The following is a 16,513-nucleotide window of genomic DNA, read 5'->3' on the forward strand; positions in this document are numbered from 1 at the left end:
TAACACCGAAATGACCCTATACGCGGTCATCCCGCACAACTCCCTGTCATCCCGCACTTGATGCGGGATCTACTTACCGGCGGCTCGGTTTAGCAATCTTTACTCAGTAAAAAGCGCACTGCATCTCGTTATCTGACACTTAGCGTCATTATCCGTAGGACTTGAATTGACTGCAGAATGGTTCCCGGCTCGCTGGCCGGGATGACGAGGGTAGGTGAGGAGCTGGGGACGCTTTGGTACTGGAGGTCAATCTAACACCGAAATGACCCTATACGCGGTCATCCCGCACAACTCCCTGTCATCCCGCACTTGATGCGGGATCTACTTACCGGCGGCTCGGTTTAGCAATCTTTACTCAGTAAAAAGCGCACTGCATCTCGTTATCTGACACTCAGCGTTATTATCTGTAGGACTTGAATTGACTGCCGAATGGTTCCCGGCTCGCTGGCCGGGATGACGAGGTGAGCAGGATGACGAATAGAGGTGAGCTGGATGATGAGCGTATCGGAAGCCGTGGAGAAGTTCAGGATCGAATCACCGAGCAGGAAGCGCCAAGCAGGCACCCTCAGCGTTGCTATTCATCAAACCACCGCGAATTGGAGAATTGTTTCTGTGGTCAAAAATTATCAGTGCCCTAGAATTACTTTATTCATCAGGTGTTGAATTAACGTTCTGCTCATTCAACCGGCGATTGAATGGTACGGAACGAGCAGAGACATACAGGAGCATTATGAAAACCCGAGGTCGTCCCGACAAAAACGATGAAGATGGCAGAGCCCGCCTGGTGCTGGCTGCCAGACGTTGCTTTACCACGGCACCCTATTCACAGGTTACTACGCGCATGCTGGCACAGGAAGCCGGTGTAGATGCTGCGTTGATCCGCTACTACTTTGAAAACAAAGAAGGTCTTTACAAGGCTATGTTTATGGAGGTAACAGGTGAGGTTATTACTGGCATTGAGCAAGCAATTGGTGATGACAAGCCATTTGACCTGGAAGATATCTTTCACATCTTTTATGACGTGATCAAACAGTCTCCGTCATTTCCTATTTTAATGTTTAAGGAAATTGTGCTTGAGCAGGGGATCTGCCGCGACTATCTGATAGACAAACTACAAAACACCCGCAAGCCGTTTTTCTTCGGCATGCTTGCCCAGTTTAAGCAGCAAGGGCTGATCAAAGATGAACTGGACGACAGGTTACTCATTTTGAACCTGATGGGGTTGTTGATTTTCCCCTGGTATATGCGTGAAGGCATGGCAAAAGCTATGGGCATTGAATTTAACGATGAGCAGCTGTCAAAAATGGCAACCCACAATGCCAATATGTTCAAGTATGGCTGTTTTAAAGAGCGAGAAAAGCATGAAGATTAACTGGCAACAAAGACGCTGGCTGTTGGTATTACCTGTGCTGGGTATTGTCATTTTAGTGGCCCTGGCGTCGGGGAAAAAGCCGCCACAAAAACACCGCAATGGCGTAGATGCATTACTGGTCGAGACAGCTGAAGTTAAAAGTACTCTGATCGAGCCTTATGTGACAGGGTTTGGCAGGGTGCGGCCAAAAGAGCGTTGGCAGGCATTGTCTGAAGTCAGTGGTCGAGTCATCTATCGACATCCAAAGCTGGAAAAAGGTAAAGCGCTTAGCGCTGGCACCGTATTGCTGAAAATAGACCCCATTGATTATGAGCTAAAGCTGGCTCAGGCTCGCTCCGACCTTAATTCCGCGGAAGCCGAGCTGTCTCGTACTCAGCTTAACGATGAAAAGCTGGCGTTATCGTTGCGACTGGAAGAGCAGCGCCTGAGTGTGTTGCAAAAGGAGCTGAAACGTAAGCAGGGGCTTTTAAATTCGGGCTCTGTGTCTGCTTCTACGGTGGATGCCGAGCAGGCTAATGTTTGGGCACAAGAGCAAAAAGTCCTGGATGTGAAAAACGCCGTGGACCAGCATCCCGATAATATGGCAGTGGCACAGGCTAAAGTTAAACTGGCACAGGCCAGGCTGAGTGAGGCCGAGCGCAAACTGGCAAAAACCACCATCACCTTACCGTTTGACGCGCGAATAGCCAATGTGAACGTTGAAATGCAGCAAGTGGTTGCCGAGCGTGAAAGCCTGGTCACAGCGCACCGAACGGACCTGATGGAGATACCGGTACAGGTTGCACTCAGCGATATGCGGTATTTTGGACAATACCTGTCTCCTCAACTGATTAAAGGGGAATTTCCGGATGTACAAACCTGGGACCTCGAAGCTGAGGCCAGTTTATATATTGGTAATAAACAGTATAGCTGGCAGGGCAACTTAACCAGTGTGGGTGAGAGTATTGACCCTGAAGGTAATACGGTCACCTTGATTGTCGACGTAGCGTTTGATTACAAAGCTTTTGAGCCTGGCAAACGGCCACCTTTGATCAGCGATATGTATGTGCAGGTTAAAGTAAAAGGTGCGCCAAGGCCGCTGTTGTCGGTGCCTTCCGACGCACTTCATGGTAGCAGACTTTATCTGCTCGAAGACGGAAAACTGACGATCCGTCACGTTGAAGTGGCATTTGAATCCAATGGCCGAACTGTGATCAGAAGCGGTGTGCGTGAAGGTGAAGTGATAGTCGTAAGTGATGTGATCCCCGCTGTGCCGGGTCGTGCATTGCGCACTCAAAACCAGGTGAGCGAGGAGCAGACGTTATGATTGCCTACTTTGCCCGTCACCCGACGGCAGCCAACTTGCTTATGTTGGCCATTATTGTACTTGGGCTGAGCGCACTGCCACAGCTTAAGCGGGAAACTTTTCCGGAAATTGCACCCAGTCAAATCCAGGTCAGTGTGCCATATCCCGGGGCCAATCCGGAGGAATCGGAACTGGCATTATGTGTGCCACTGGAAGAAGCAATGGATGGGCTCAGCGACATAGAGCAGATCAGCTGTGAAGCGCGCGAAAGCATGGCCAAAATGATAGTCGAGATTCAAGAAGGTGGTGATATCACCCGACTGATGTCGGATGTAAAAACCGAGGTAGATGCCATCGATACGTTTCCGGACAAGGCTGAAAGCCCGGTCATTAAGGAACTTGGCCGTACCGAGTCCCTGATCACTTTGGCCATCAGTGCAGATTTACCTTCTGCGGAACTCAAAGATTATGCTGAGTCAGTTAAGCATAAGTTGCAGCGATTACCCGATATCTCTTTGGTAGAAATTCATGGTTTTTCAGATCGACAGTTACGAGTTGAGTTGTCGCTGGCTTTACTGCGTCAATATGGATTGTCCATCAATGATGTCGTAAGCCATATTGAACGGCAAAATATCAAACTGCCGGCAGGTAATTTAGAGACTCAGGGAAAAACTCTGCAAATTCGCTTTGACCAGCAAGGGGTGACGGCCAAAGAGCTGGGCGAGCTGGTGATTGCCAGTACTCAGTCTGGCGGGCAGCTAAAATTGAAAGATCTTGGTCAGATCACGGAGCGGTTTGAACTGGATGAGGCGAAAGTTGAGTTTAATGGCAAACCTGCTGCATTGCTGAAAATTAAGAAAACCAAAGCACAGGATGCACTCGATCTGGTCGAGCAAGTGTATAACTTTGTTGAGTCAGAGCGCCGGCTATTGCCGGCAGGTATTGAGATGGCATTAACCTCTGATCAGGCAAAAATTGTCTCTGATCGCCTGGCCATGTTGACGACTAACTCCTGGCAAGGTTTTCTGCTGGTCTTTGCGGTAATGTGGCTGTTTTTCACCTGGCGTTATTCTTTTTGGGTGTCGATGGGGCTACCCATTTCCTTTCTTGGCGCATTCTGGCTGATGACTGTGCTGGGTGTGAGCATCAATATGATCTCTATGGTCGGCATGCTCATGGCCATAGGTATTCTGATGGACGATGCGATAGTGATTGCCGAGAGTATTGCCAGCCACGTTGAGCGAGGTGAAAGCATTGATGACGGGGTGATTAAAGGTGTAAAACAAGTGGCGCCCGGCGTATTGTCGTCTTTTTTAACCACGGCATCGGTATTTGTCGGGCTGGCTTTTATTGCCGGTGATATCGGTCAAATTATGAAAGTGTTTCCGCAAATGTTGCTGGCTGTGTTGGTGGTGAGCCTGGTCGAGGCTTTCCTTATTTTACCCAATCATCTGTTGCATTCTCTGCATAAAAAACAGGATGAGCCGGAGTCTGGATTCAAAGCTCGGTTTAATCAGCGCTTTGAACGCTTTCGCACAGAGGTGCTGGTTGAATGGGTTGAACGTGCGGTGACTTACCGTTATGCCGCAGTTGGTGGGGTACTGGCGCTGTTCTTCCTCAGTATTTCTTTAATGGCGGGGGGATTTTTAAAGTTCAAAGCGTTCCCCGAGCTGGAAGGCGATATTCTTGAAATGAGACTGCTGATGCCGCAAGGCACGCCGTTATACGAGACTGAACAGCTGGTTGCCCACGCAGTAGATGAACTTAACAAACTAAATCAGGAGCTTACACCAGCGCAACCTGAGCAGCAGGCGCTGGTGCAAAATGTGATAGTTGAATACAACAACAATCAGGATGCCGGTGAAGAAGGGACCCATGTTGCCACTGTACGTGCCGATTTGCTCACGGCTGAAACGCGCAATACCAGCCTGCTGGTACTTCAGGATCGCTGGCGTGATGCAGTCGGTGAAATCCCGGGCGCGCTGGCGCTGGCCTTTAAGCAACCAGCAGTTGGCCCAGCCGGGCGGGCAATAGAGATCCGCTTGTATGGCAATGATCTCGCCATGTTATCGAGTGCCTCGTTTGAAATCCAGCAGGCGCTGGCCGAGTATGATGGTGTGCAAAATCTGATGGATGATCTGCGCCCGGGTAAGGAGGAGTGGCTGGTGCGCCTGTTGCCGGGGGCTATGTCTTTGGGTGTTGATGGGGCAACGATTGCCAACCAGCTCAGAACCGCTTTTTTCGGTCAAAAGGCCGATGAGTTTCAGCGTGGAGACGAAACTATTGAACTGGACGTACGACTAAGAAAAGAAGATAAGGCATCCTGGTGGCAGTTACAGAATTACCCAATCACACTGGCCGATGGCAGGCAGATCCCGTTATCGGCAGTGGCCGAGCTTATCCCGGCCCGGGGCTATGCACGAATTAATCGGGTTGATGGTCAACGTTCGGTGACCATTATTGGTGATGTTGACGCTGCGATTGCCAATACCGGTGAGATAATTGCCGCGGTCGACAAAACCGTCGTTGCCCAGCTGCTGGATAAATATCCTTCTCTGTCAGTAAGCTATGAAGGTGAGGTGAAAGAAGGGGGCAGTACAGGTTCATCTATCGGTAAGAAGTTCCTGATGGGTCTGGTCGGTGTGTTTATCATTTTGAGTTTTCAGTTCAGAAGTTATATGGAACCTGTGATGGTCATGCTGGCTATACCACTGGCACTGATTGGCGCACTTTGGGGGCATGTGTTGCTGGGCTACGATTTTACCATTCCCAGCATGATGGGATTTGTATCTCTGGCGGGCATCGTGGTGAATGACTCCATTTTGTTGGTCACCTATATTAAGGAACATCAAAAAGAGGGGCTGGATGCCCACCAGGCTGCGGTGCAGGCCGCACGCGAAAGGTTCAGAGCGGTATTTATCACCACCGCAACCACAGTCGCAGGCATGCTACCTTTGCTACTGGAAACCAGCTTGCAGGCGCAGATCTTACAGCCGCTGGTAGTGAGTTTGCTCTTTGGTATTGCGGCTTCGTCTTTCCTGGTGTTGTTTATTTTGCCCTGTCTGTATGTGATCCTCGAAGACCGAGGGCTGGCGGCACAACATCACCTGACTGAATCGCAGGTAAGAGCTTAGGTTGTTCATTTAAGTACCGTACTTGGTACTGGAGGCCAATCTAACACCGAAATGAGCTCATACTTCGTCATGGGGACGCTTTGGTATTGGAGGCCAGTCTAACACCAGAATGAGCTCATACTTCGTCATGGGGACGCTTTGGTATTAGAGGCCAGTCTAACACCGGAATGACCCCATACGCGGTCATTCTGCATAACTCCCGGTCATTCTGCACAACTCCCGGTCATCCCGCACAACTCCCTGTCATCCCGCACAAACCCCTGTCATCCCGCACTTGATGCGGGATCTACTCACCGACGGCTCGGTTTGGCAATCTTTACTCAGTAAAAAGCGTACTGTATCTCGTTATCTGACACTCGGCGTTATTATCTGTAGCACTTGAATTGACTGCCGAATGGTTCCCGGCTCGTTGGCCGGGATGACGAGGGAAGGTGAGGAGCTGGGGACGAATTGGTACTGGAGGCCAGTCTAACACCGAAATGACCTCATATGCGGTCATCCCGCACAACCCCCGGTCATTCTACACAACTCCCGGTCATCCCGCACTTGATGCGGGATCTACTCACCGGCGGCTCGGTTTGGCAATCTTTACTCAGTAAAAAGCGCACTGCATCTCGTTATCTGACACTCAGCGTTATTATCTGTAGCACTTGAATTGACTGCCGAATGGTTCCCGGCTCGTTGGCCGGGATGACGAGGGAAGGTGAGGAGCTGGGGACGCTTTGGTATTGGAGGCCAATCTAACACCGGAATGAGCTCATATGCGGTCATCCCGCAAAACTCCCTGTCATCCCGCACAAACCCCTGTCATCCCGCACTTGATGCGGGATCTACTCACCGGCGGCTCGGTTTGGCAATCTTTACTCAGTAAAAAGCGTACTGTATCTCGTTATCTAACACTCAACGTTATTATCTGTAGCACTTGAATTGACTGCCGGATGGTTCCCGGCTCGTTGGCCGGGATGACGAGGGAAGGTGAGGAGCTGGGGACGAATTGGTACTGGAGGCCAGTCTAACACCAGAATGAGCTCACACTTCGTCATGGGGACGCTTTGGTATTGGAGGCCAATCTAACACCGAAATGACCCCATAAGCGGTCATCAATAAAAGAGCCACTTAGTTTATAAAAAGTCATTGACCTAAATCTAAGTTGAGGTTTTATCTTTGCTGCACTTTCAGCGCAATACCGCGTATGAAAAATAAAAAAGGATAAAAAATATGAACTTAAATCAGGTCACATTGAGCGTTAGCAATATGGATGATGCTGTCTCGTTTTATCTTAAGCTGGGTTTTATACAAATTGTTGATACGCCCCATTATGCACGCTTCGTGTGTCCACAGGGAGATGCGACTTTCTCTTTGTCCCTGAGTACAGACGAAATCATGCATAACACCACCATTTATTTTGAGCATCAGGCACTGGATGAATGGATCGCACTGATTGAATCGCGGGACATTGCGTTGTTGCAGGCACCCACCGAAGAGTCATACCTCTGGCGCGAAGCCATTGTGGCAGATCCATCAGGTAATAAAATTAAATTATACTGGGCTGGTGAGAATCGCCTTAACCCGCCGTGGCGGGTAGAAAAACGTTACCGCGATCTGTGTAACAGCCTCTGACTTGTATAAAGGGTAAAAATGTTTTCTACTGGCGCTTTAGTTTATCGCTGCAAACAGGAAAAACGACAATGATAGATTTCAGATCCGATACCGTGACCAAACCAAGTAAAAACATGCTTCAAACTATGCTGGAGGCAGAAGTGGGGGATGATGTATATGGCGATGACCCGACGGTAAACCAGCTTGAGCAGTTTGCAGCACAGCGCCACGGGTTTGAAGCGGCGGTGTTTGTGAGTTCCGGCACACAGGCTAACTTGTTGGCCATTTTGGCACATTGTGAGCGTGGCGATGAGTATTTGTGTGGGCAAAGTGCGCATAACTATCGCTATGAAGCGGGTGGTGCAGCGGTACTGGGATCGGTGCAACCGCAACCTGTTGAAAACGAAGCTGATGGCAGTTTAGACCTGAAAAAGCTGGCAACGTATATAAAACCGGATGACTTTCATTTTGCCCGTACCAAGCTGCTTAGCCTGGAAAATACCATTGGCGGTAAGGTTCTCAGCCTGGATTATCTGGCACAGGCACGTGCCTTTTGTGATTTACACAAACTGCAGCTACATCTTGACGGCGCCCGTGTATATAACGCCGCAGTAGCGTTAGAGGTCGACATTCGGGCAATCGCTCAGCATTTTGATTCTATGACAATTTGTCTGTCAAAAGGCCTGGGTGCTCCAATTGGCTCTTTACTATTGGGAAGTAAGGCGCTGATTTACAGAGCTAGACGCTTGAGAAAAATGTTGGGAGGCGGTATGCGTCAGGCAGGTATACTCGCTGCAGCAGGCTTGTACGCACTGGAAAACAACGTCGAGCGTTTATGTGAAGATCACCAAAATGCGCGTTATCTGGCTGAGCGACTTAATGAAGTGGATGGATTTAATACTTCGGCTTATCTGGTGCAAACCAACCTGGTCTACGTGGATGTTGCCAGTGAAATTGATATTCATAAGATTGCTAAAAAGCTGGTCGAGCAGGGGATCCAAATTACCCCAGGATATCAGGGAATGAGGCTGGTGACCCACCTGGGTGTTAGCCGTGCAGATATAGATAAGCTGATCCTCGCACTTAATACTCTGTAACCGCCAAGTCACCGTTGTTGTTTATTTGTTGAGTTATTGTTTGTTTTGTGTTCATAATTGGGCTTTGTCTATATAAGGAACATTACCATGAAACTGACACTCAACAAGAAGAAACTCAAAGGTCTGACGGCTGACAGAAAGGCTTTGCCAGGTGAAATGACACCTGAGGTTGCGGGTGGTACGTATACCAACCATCCGATCCTGTGTTACCCAACGATTGACCCTGCCTGCAATACCGACATACAGCAGGGTTGCCCAACCAATGGTGACTGCTATACCGCGTATGGAGATCAGTACTGCCGGATCCCCGCATAAACTCAGTATATAGTATAAGGAAAACAAGCTATGAAATTGACACTTAACAAGAAAAAGCTCAAGGGTCTGACAGCTGACGATAAGTCGTTGCCAAACAATATGACACCAAAAGTAGCCGGTGGTTATCCGACCGATTTTGCACCTTTATGTGGACCAACTATGCAACCACATTGTAATACGGCAGTCTTTTATGGTTGCCCTACTAATGGGAACTGCTATTCAAATGAGTTTATGAACTGCCCCGATCCAAGCATCTGATTGTTCAAAAACTAAATAATAAAAGCCAGGACATCCTGGCTTTTAACGTTATTGGAGCCGTGTAAATTCGGTAGCAAGTTAATTGGTCACCAGGGTAAGGTTTTCAAATAAAAACAGTCGATTACTGTCTACTTGTGTTTTGCCTGGATCCAGGTATTTTTGCTCAAGTACACCATCGGTGGACCAAGTCGCAAAGTCGTCATCGTTTAGTACACCCAGCCTTGTGTTATCAATCAGCCACATACCTTCGAGTTTGTCGTGTGGATAACCAACCTGATCAATCAGATCGAGTACCAGAGATTTAGTGACAGGCACAATCCCAGCGTCACTCAGTGCTTCCCAGCCTTGTTCCATGACCACTTCTTCCAGTGTTTTGCCTGAAATAACCAAACCGAGCGCGTCATCTTGCGTTATCAACGGCGATGAAGCGATTTCTTCCAGGTTAGTGGCGTCACTGAGGTTGATTTTATAAATGCGTTTCATGGCATCCGGGTTGGTGCCATAAAATGCGCCATCTCGCTCAATAACCAGAAACTCAGAGTCAGATAGCGCAACGATACCAGAGTTTGAATTCTGGTTCTTTTCCTGTTTGTACAGGTATTGTCCCACTGCTTTGGTTTCCAGGTTGACGGTTACAATACGAACGATATCTAAATCTTTGACAGTCTTGGAGGGGTTATACAGGGTAGACTGCATTATACCTACCAGTGTTTTTTCGTCTGGTGTGATTGCCAGGCCTTCCATGCCTCGATTGGCACGTCTATTGGCAAATTCAGCAGGCAGGTGTAGTGCAACTCGGTCATCTTCTGTGAATGCGTTAATTCTTGCCAGCTCCACGCCGTTGGCATCAAAGTGGACAATATGCGGGCCATATTCATCGCTGACCCAGAAGCTACCATCTTTTAAGGCAACCAGGCCTTCTCCGTCCAGGCCATAATCGTCTAGTTTGAGCGGGTTATCCTGCTCATGATACGGCTGAGAGTTATCAACCAAAATGGGCGCTCCTTCAGCTGTGTAGGGCGTTTCTCCTGTGCCCCCGAGATCAGAGCTATTAGGCAGACCGGTGATTGGTGTGCCATCAGGGCGCTTAAGTAAAATTTCTTTTAACTTGACTACGCGACCGTCGCTTTGCAGCTCAAATAAGCCGATGCGGGGCGTATAGTCAGGGGTCGGAAACTTCTTACCTTTACCGTATTCCCCGGTATATGTGGCATTGGGTCCGCGGTCAGTCAAAGCATAAAACTGCGTTTTGTTGGTTGGGTGGGCAACCATATCCGAACCATAACCGCCATTTCGGATTTCGAAGGTGCTGCCTGCAATATCGCCATTTTGCAGATCACTGCGTAGCGCGGTATGAGGCAATACAGACCCTTGTGCTGAGAGCGGAGAAGGTTGACACACATAATTAGTCTGGATGATTTCCACGTCACTGAGTTGGTTATCACTGTTAATGTCGACGCCTGAGTGCAACGCTATGCCGCCAAAATAGCATTGGGGATCACCCATCGGCAGGGATCCCTGACTTAACAGGCTGGTCAATCCTTTCGCACCGGTATTGCCATTTACGCCGTTGATGCCATCTTCACCGTTAATTCCTGCCTGTCCGTCTTTTCCATTATCACCATCGCAGGCCGCAAGGGCGAATATCACCGATAAAGCCAGCAGGGGTTTTGTACTAGGTTTCATTGTCGAATCCTTTTAATGATTGTCGCCAGAGTTTGCACATTCTGGCTGATTGAGTTTTGGGGCGAATACAAAACAATCTAAACGGGTACAATAACGAATTGATGACAGGGCTTAGCCAGAGCATTGACACAATTGATATATATTGACGAGCGGTGAGACAGGCCTGAATAAAATACCGCTGGCATGGCCTGAGCTGCGGCTGGGATAAAAAAGCTGCATTACCCCGTTCATTTGTGAGAGTCTGGCAATATCAGAACAAACACAATGGGATAACAACAATGAAGACAATCGGATTGATAGGCGGTATGAGTTGGGAGTCAACGTTAAGCTACTACACTTTGCTTAATGAAGGGGTAAAAGCACAGCTGGGGGGCTTACATTCGGCCAAAATTGTTTTGGTCAGCGTTGATTTTGCAGAGATAGAAGCGCAGCAGCACAAAGGTGACTGGCACGGTGCGGCTGAGTTACTGGCTCAGGCGGCACAGTCTGTCGAAGCTGCGGGGGCTGACTTCGTGTTGATATGCACCAATACTATGCACAAAGTAGCAGACGAGGTTCAGCAGGCCATTTCCGTCCCCTTGTTACATATTGCCGATGCAACGGGGCAGGCGCTGGTACGGGACAACATAAAGAAAGTCGGGCTGCTCGGTACACGTTTTACAATGCAGGAGACTTTTTATCGTCAGCGGCTGGAAGACAAGTACGCTCTGGAAGTCTGTGTGCCAGATAGTGCCGATCAGCAGCGCGTTCATGATGTGATATACCAGGAACTGTGCCTGGGCAAAATAGTCGACAGCTCTCGGGACGAGTACTTAAAAATCATCGCGGCACTGAAAGCCGCCGGTGCCGAAGCGGTTATTTTGGGTTGTACTGAAATAGCCCTGCTTATTGGCGATGAAAATCTGGAAATACCGCTTTACGATACCACGAGTCTGCATGTACGAAGTGCGCTTAATTTATCGCTTGAACCAGAGCAATCATAGCCCAGGGTCGTAAAATACGAGCACAAAGGCGTAATAAAGCGTAATTGCTATTTTGGTGATGATAAGTAATGCTAAGTTATTGGTTAAAGGACAAAGAAAGAGTCAGGTTATGGCATCAATAGAAAAACAAAAGCTGAGCTTTTATGCACAAAATGGGTTTGTTCGCTTTGAGCAGGCGTTGTCACAAGACTTGTTGCAGCGCTTGAGAGATTTGTCTGTCAAATTGGAAGCGTCGGCAAAGGAAGATTTGGCAAAAGGGGCATTACGCAATCAGTACTATTTGTCTACTGAATCTGGCGAACCGAAACTATTTCGTTACAATGATCTGCTGTTTGATGACCCTGAGCTTGTTTTAGATTTGCTTGCCAGCCCAACTATGATGGCGATTTGTGAGCAAATGGTGGGTGAGGGCTGTGTGCCTATGCAGCTTGATTTGGTATACAAATATCAGCATCCCCACCCACATATTTCCTGGCACCACGGTGCACCACATCCCAGAAATTATCCATATCTCAATGTTGGTGTTTACCTGGATGATGCGGATTTGGATGATGGCTGTCTGCGTTATATTCCGGACTCGCAACATGAGATTTTAGATATCTATGAGCTTTCAAGTCAGTATGGCTGGAACATTCCCGGCGTCGTGCAGCAACCGGCGAAGGCGGGGGATATTTTGGTGCAGGATATGATGATACTGCATAGTTCTGAACCGAAAAGAAGTGAAGGGCCACGGCGCACTATCTATATCGAGTTGCGGCCTGTTGCCGGCATCGCAGAAAGTGAAAAGCAATCTGCACAATGGGCTGAGCTCAGAAAGCAATGGATGGCACATGTGATTCAGGCGGCTGCGCCGGAAAATGTGCCTTCAGGTTGGCTGGACTATTATGGTAAACCTGAGCATGACCTGGCAACCCTGGTTAACTTGATTAAAGATAGATGGGAACCGGCAATCCCAGCCGTGTGGTCTCATCAAAATGTTGAACACCCGGATTACCCAACACCGGCAGATTTACGCTGATACCTCGGGGTTTTACTCGATTCCATCTGCATGAGGTTGGTAAGACGCACAAAGTTTGCCGACCTCCTGACTCCACTTAGTGTGATATTCCTGACACTCGCTAATATCGGTCCGGCTCCCAACTAACGGGTGGACCGAGTGACTTACCATTGCTGCTTTTAATAATAAGCCATTTCTTCTCCGCTATTTGATGGATTTATATACTGAATGTCGGGTGTTGGGTCACTAATTATTCTTATTTTTATGCATGATATGAATTTTTTATGTTTTTATTAAAGATTTCATATTTCAATTGTGTGACAATGATGCGGCTAAATTAATTAAGGAGTAATTATGAAGTTAAAATCTCTTGCCTGTTTTGTTGCCATTGCAGCAAGCGCTCAAGTCACGGCATTTACCCAGCTGGGCGGCAGCGGGGTAATGCCCATTGGCCATGAATGGCTAACCCGAACCTCAGCTCTTGAGCTTTTGTCACAAAACACTCAGGTAGAAGATGCCAATGACCCTCGTCTGAGCTGGAACAAAGGCTTAGCAAAATCAACAGAGCTCAATATCGCACAAACTGAAGTCGCAAAAATTCTTGCCAGTCGTCGTAATGACAACACTTATTACTCAGAATATGACGCAATCTTCGCGGCAATAGTCGGTGAGCGCTGGGTGGATATTGCTGGTTTTAATGTCACCAATGCCAGTATCGATCCCACAGGTCCAAACTGTTTTAATGCCGTCGCTCAGGAGCCTGCTGACCTGCAGCAGGATCACTTTATGCGTCGCTATGACGATGTGGGTGGAGCGGGTGGTGTAGATGCCGCAAAGCGCGGACAAGCCCGGTTTATTGATCATTTCGTCAATGCTGCCATGGCGCAGAGCAAGCAGATTAAAGTGTGGGATGGGGGAGGCTATGCCAGCGCGGTAGAGGTGGATCATAACTACTTCCTGTTTGGTCGCGCTGTGCATCTGTTCCAGGATTCATTTAGCCCTGAGCATACGGTACGTCTGCCTGAAGACAACTATGAAAAAGTCTGGCAAGTAAAAGCCTATTTGTGCTCCGAAGGAGCTGAGCAGCATACCCATGCCACTGGCGACGCCATCAGTTATGAAAGTGGCGATGTGATCTGGTACCCGGGCACGCGTACAGATGGCAGCTGGGATGGTTATCGCCCGAGCAATATGAAGCCCGTGGCGCTGGTGGCATTGGAAGCCAGTAAAGATCTGTGGGCGGCATTTATCCGCACTATGGCAACGCCGGTTGAACAACGTGAAACGTATGCACGTACGCAAGCTCAGATGCTGGTTGATGCCTGGTTATCATTTGACGAAACCGCCATGCGTCAATGGTATGATGACGAAAGCCGTCGCGATCACACTTATGTACTGGCACCGGGGGAATCTGGCAAAGGGAAGTCTCTTGAACAGTGTATGGCAGAGCTGAATGTCGGGACCGTCAGCCAGCTAGAGCGTGTCGCTCAGTTGGATGAAGAGCGCCGTCAGTGCCTGTATAATGTTGAAGCCGTAGAGGGCTATGAAGACCTTAACGATCCTCTGATGGATATGCCTTACAACTGGCAATGGAAATCAACTTTCTGGAAAACGGCCCCTGATGGCTGGCAGGCACCAGACTTACCTGCGGATGCGGGCCAGGCCATGATCCTGAAAAGTGCAGAAACAGGACTGGCGGTATCAAGCGAGTCAGGTCTGGAGAATCATGCCAGACTTAAGGCCAGTGGTAATACGCCCGTTGAATTCATCAGTGTGACCGGTAAAAACCAGCAAGTGTATTTTCGCGCCAGGGAAAATGCAGGTCTGTTCCTAAGTTACAGTGCCTCTTCAAGTGGCTACGTAAAGCTTTGGGATTCTGCAAAAGACTCGGGATTTGACCTGATCGATCAAGGTGGTGTGTGGAATCTCAAAAGCACGCGTTGGGCGCAATATGTCTGGCTTGATAGCAGCTCGCAGCAACTGCACCTGAACCGTCATGGTAAGGCCAGCAATGACAACGCGAAATGGGTGTTCAAATACCAATAATGTTTGTAAGTGCCTGAAAGTCAGGCACGCACAATATCACTAGAAGTTGCAAAGCCAGTCAATTTGCCTGGCTTACCCATACATAACAACTCGTTTAGGTTATGGCGCTGCTTGTTCATTTATTGACATCGCCACTTGCGCGCTGGTGTCGTCAATGATGTTATCCGTGTAAAGGATATTCGGGTAAAGCTTAGGTGTTGTATGCTGCGCAATTTGCGATGACAATTGTGCATTGGCTTGATCGGCGGCGGTACGTATTGATGTTGGATCACCGGGAAGCAGGCAGGCTAACACTTCCTCCGTACCTTGCGTGAGTGTCCATGATAGTAAAAAATACTCTGACTGGCTTCTCACTGTTTCCATTTTTGCAAATTGATCGTTCGCCATTTTACTAAAGTCACTGGTATCGGCATACTCGTTATAAACCTTGAAGCTGGCATTGGGGTAGAAACCTTTGCCCAGATATGGTCCGAGATCGACGTTATCAGGTTCAACGATCACGATGACTTTGGCCTTACCATCACCAATTAGACTGTTCAATGTCGATTCGCAAAAGTTCTGTTTTGAACTTGTAACATACAGTGCCTGGAGCTTTGCAAGCACCTCAAATAGGCCATTCCACTGAGCTTGAGAGAATGAAGGGTAATTCTCATTGTCGCTGTCAGTGTCCATATCATGAGACAAATTTAAAATAACCAGTTCTGCGTGTTGCGCCGTAAAGGTATTAATTTCGTCAACAATGTTTTCAATCGACTGCCCTCTGGATCCTTGCATTGAAGGACCGTACACCGGAATTGAAATCTTGGAGTAATGCCCCGTGTAATAGTTGCCACTGCCGATAACAGGGCGAATGTCGAAGTATCTTGCACCAAGCGCCAATTGCTGGCCTATGTTGTAAGTTTGGGTCTGGGTATTACATGAATTTGAACCGAGCGTGCCATGCTGGACCAGGCTCATTCCTGAGTCATGTGAACCGGTAATACAAATGTTGATGAGCTTGCGATCGCCAATCAGGGGTAAACTATTTTGCATCCAGTCTGATGCGTTAAATCTATTCATTGTACCTATTCCTTTATTTTAACGCATACTTTTATATATGCGTGAGAGACGTTGATTAAAGGATTAACTTAGCGAGAAAGTCCCGTTAATAAATCATTCCAGTATAGCCTCACTACTTATGAGCCATAATGTTGAGATTTTATCCTATCTTAATACTTTGAGTTTGCCCTGCTTATGAAAGACAACCCCATGATGGGCATACAGACTAGCAAACGACATATTTTCAGGAGCAAATACCAGAGTAAATGCTCACAGAATCAGCCCAAATCCGATTAAATTTAGAACAAATTTCAGTGTTGTCTATTACAGTATATTACATCTGGATATTGGTTAATAATCTGAAATGTTTTTTATCTTACAGTGTGTTCTTTTTTCACTTCGACTGCAGAGAATAAATTTATAATATTCAGTTGTTTAGTTTTGAGGGCTTGATTTGATAAAGCTTAGGTTAAAATTTTTTTAATTTTTTTGTTTTTTTAACTGGCGTAAACTCTGTAAGCGGCTATATTCATTAACGCTAAGTTCATTTACATGTTCTGGCATTATTAAATCTAAATTTAAATCAAATTAATAAGGAATGTAATCATGAAAAAAGTAATCGATCTTCAGAAGCTTAATGCAGACGCAGGTACTTGCCACCCTTCACAAATCAGTGCTTGGTAAGGCCCTGAGTTAGATGAAA

General features: G+C 47.8%; 13 protein-coding genes. 11 read left to right on the forward strand and 2 right to left on the reverse strand.

Annotated elements, in window-relative coordinates:
* The first annotated feature begins 470 nt into the window (after positions 1–470).
* The 8 genes from ACXAH1_RS12465 (at position 471) to ACXAH1_RS12500 (ending at position 9,060) form a co-directional block, all read left to right on the forward strand.
* Complete coding sequence (locus ACXAH1_RS12465) at positions 471–638, forward strand: hypothetical protein (RefSeq protein ID WP_475197109.1); 168 nt, start codon at positions 471–473, stop codon at positions 636–638.
* A gap of 92 nt (positions 639–730) precedes the next feature.
* Positions 731–1,372: a TetR/AcrR family transcriptional regulator gene (locus tag ACXAH1_RS12470; RefSeq protein WP_253048234.1), complete on the forward strand. Its 642-nt coding sequence runs from the start codon at positions 731–733 to the stop codon at positions 1,370–1,372.
* Positions 1,362–2,678 (forward strand): efflux RND transporter periplasmic adaptor subunit, encoded by a 1,317-nt coding sequence (locus tag ACXAH1_RS12475; RefSeq protein WP_475197111.1) that lies wholly within the window; start codon positions 1,362–1,364, stop codon positions 2,676–2,678. Before ACXAH1_RS12470 ends, ACXAH1_RS12475 begins: the two co-directional genes overlap by 11 nt.
* Complete coding sequence (locus tag ACXAH1_RS12480; protein ID WP_475197113.1) at positions 2,675–5,791, forward strand: efflux RND transporter permease subunit; 3,117 nt, start codon at positions 2,675–2,677, stop codon at positions 5,789–5,791. Before ACXAH1_RS12475 ends, ACXAH1_RS12480 begins: the two co-directional genes overlap by 4 nt.
* A gap of 1,218 nt (positions 5,792–7,009) precedes the next feature.
* Complete coding sequence (locus tag ACXAH1_RS12485; RefSeq protein WP_475197116.1) at positions 7,010–7,411, forward strand: VOC family protein; 402 nt, start codon at positions 7,010–7,012, stop codon at positions 7,409–7,411.
* Between the two features lie 68 nt (positions 7,412–7,479).
* On the forward strand, positions 7,480–8,487 hold the full coding sequence (ltaE, locus tag ACXAH1_RS12490; RefSeq protein ID WP_475197118.1) for a low-specificity L-threonine aldolase: 1,008 nt from the start codon (positions 7,480–7,482) through the stop codon (positions 8,485–8,487).
* 87 nt (positions 8,488–8,574) lie between these two features.
* Positions 8,575–8,802 (forward strand): hypothetical protein, encoded by a 228-nt coding sequence (locus ACXAH1_RS12495; protein WP_475197120.1) that lies wholly within the window; start codon positions 8,575–8,577, stop codon positions 8,800–8,802.
* Positions 8,803–8,832: 30 nt separating this feature from the next.
* Complete coding sequence (locus ACXAH1_RS12500; RefSeq protein ID WP_138552014.1) at positions 8,833–9,060, forward strand: hypothetical protein; 228 nt, start codon at positions 8,833–8,835, stop codon at positions 9,058–9,060.
* Positions 9,061–9,138: 78 nt separating this feature from the next.
* Here the strand turns inward: ACXAH1_RS12500 and ACXAH1_RS12505 are convergent, their stop codons facing one another.
* Positions 9,139–10,746, reverse strand: a complete 1,608-nt coding sequence (locus ACXAH1_RS12505; protein ID WP_475197123.1) for an esterase-like activity of phytase family protein — start codon at positions 10,744–10,746, stop codon at positions 9,139–9,141.
* A gap of 278 nt (positions 10,747–11,024) precedes the next feature.
* Between ACXAH1_RS12505 and ACXAH1_RS12510 the strand changes: the two genes are divergently transcribed.
* The 3 genes from ACXAH1_RS12510 to ACXAH1_RS12520 all read left to right on the forward strand — a co-directional run bounded on the left by ACXAH1_RS12510 (position 11,025) and on the right by ACXAH1_RS12520 (position 14,772).
* Positions 11,025–11,729, forward strand: a complete 705-nt coding sequence (locus ACXAH1_RS12510) for an aspartate/glutamate racemase family protein (protein ID WP_475197125.1) — start codon at positions 11,025–11,027, stop codon at positions 11,727–11,729.
* Between the two features lie 109 nt (positions 11,730–11,838).
* Complete coding sequence (locus ACXAH1_RS12515) at positions 11,839–12,747, forward strand: phytanoyl-CoA dioxygenase family protein (protein ID WP_475197128.1); 909 nt, start codon at positions 11,839–11,841, stop codon at positions 12,745–12,747.
* 333 nt (positions 12,748–13,080) lie between these two features.
* On the forward strand, positions 13,081–14,772 hold the full coding sequence (locus ACXAH1_RS12520) for a hemolysin D (RefSeq protein WP_475197130.1): 1,692 nt from the start codon (positions 13,081–13,083) through the stop codon (positions 14,770–14,772).
* A 99-nt stretch (positions 14,773–14,871) separates the two neighbouring features.
* Here the strand turns inward: ACXAH1_RS12520 and ACXAH1_RS12525 are convergent, their stop codons facing one another.
* Entirely contained in the window at positions 14,872–15,831 is a 960-nt protein-coding gene (locus tag ACXAH1_RS12525) for a PI-PLC domain-containing protein (RefSeq protein WP_475197132.1), read from the reverse strand.
* Between the last annotated feature and the right edge of the window lie 682 nt (positions 15,832–16,513).

Source organism: Pseudoalteromonas sp. AWH4_217, from assembly GCF_056161105.1.

What these genes read in the sequence shown, in the direction of transcription:
- ACXAH1_RS12500 (WP_138552014.1), top strand. Translation starts at nt 8,833, where the DNA reads ATGAAATTGACACTTAACAAGAAAAAGCTCAAGGGTCTGACAGCTGAC.
- ACXAH1_RS12475 (WP_475197111.1), top strand. Translation starts at nt 1,362, where the DNA reads ATGAAGATTAACTGGCAACAAAGACGCTGGCTGTTGGTATTACCTGTG.
- ACXAH1_RS12510 (WP_475197125.1), top strand. Translation starts at nt 11,025, where the DNA reads ATGAAGACAATCGGATTGATAGGCGGTATGAGTTGGGAGTCAACGTTA.
- ACXAH1_RS12485 (WP_475197116.1), top strand. Translation starts at nt 7,010, where the DNA reads ATGAACTTAAATCAGGTCACATTGAGCGTTAGCAATATGGATGATGCT.
- ACXAH1_RS12515 (WP_475197128.1), top strand. Translation starts at nt 11,839, where the DNA reads ATGGCATCAATAGAAAAACAAAAGCTGAGCTTTTATGCACAAAATGGG.
- ACXAH1_RS12480 (WP_475197113.1), top strand. Translation starts at nt 2,675, where the DNA reads ATGATTGCCTACTTTGCCCGTCACCCGACGGCAGCCAACTTGCTTATG.
- ACXAH1_RS12505 (WP_475197123.1), bottom strand. Translation starts at nt 10,746, where the DNA reads ATGAAACCTAGTACAAAACCCCTGCTGGCTTTATCGGTGATATTCGCC.
- ACXAH1_RS12520 (WP_475197130.1), top strand. Translation starts at nt 13,081, where the DNA reads ATGAAGTTAAAATCTCTTGCCTGTTTTGTTGCCATTGCAGCAAGCGCT.
- ACXAH1_RS12470 (WP_253048234.1), top strand. Translation starts at nt 731, where the DNA reads ATGAAAACCCGAGGTCGTCCCGACAAAAACGATGAAGATGGCAGAGCC.
- ACXAH1_RS12525 (WP_475197132.1), bottom strand. Translation starts at nt 15,831, where the DNA reads ATGAATAGATTTAACGCATCAGACTGGATGCAAAATAGTTTACCCCTG.
- ACXAH1_RS12495 (WP_475197120.1), top strand. Translation starts at nt 8,575, where the DNA reads ATGAAACTGACACTCAACAAGAAGAAACTCAAAGGTCTGACGGCTGAC.
- ACXAH1_RS12465 (WP_475197109.1), top strand. Translation starts at nt 471, where the DNA reads ATGACGAATAGAGGTGAGCTGGATGATGAGCGTATCGGAAGCCGTGGA.
- ltaE (WP_475197118.1), top strand. Translation starts at nt 7,480, where the DNA reads ATGATAGATTTCAGATCCGATACCGTGACCAAACCAAGTAAAAACATG.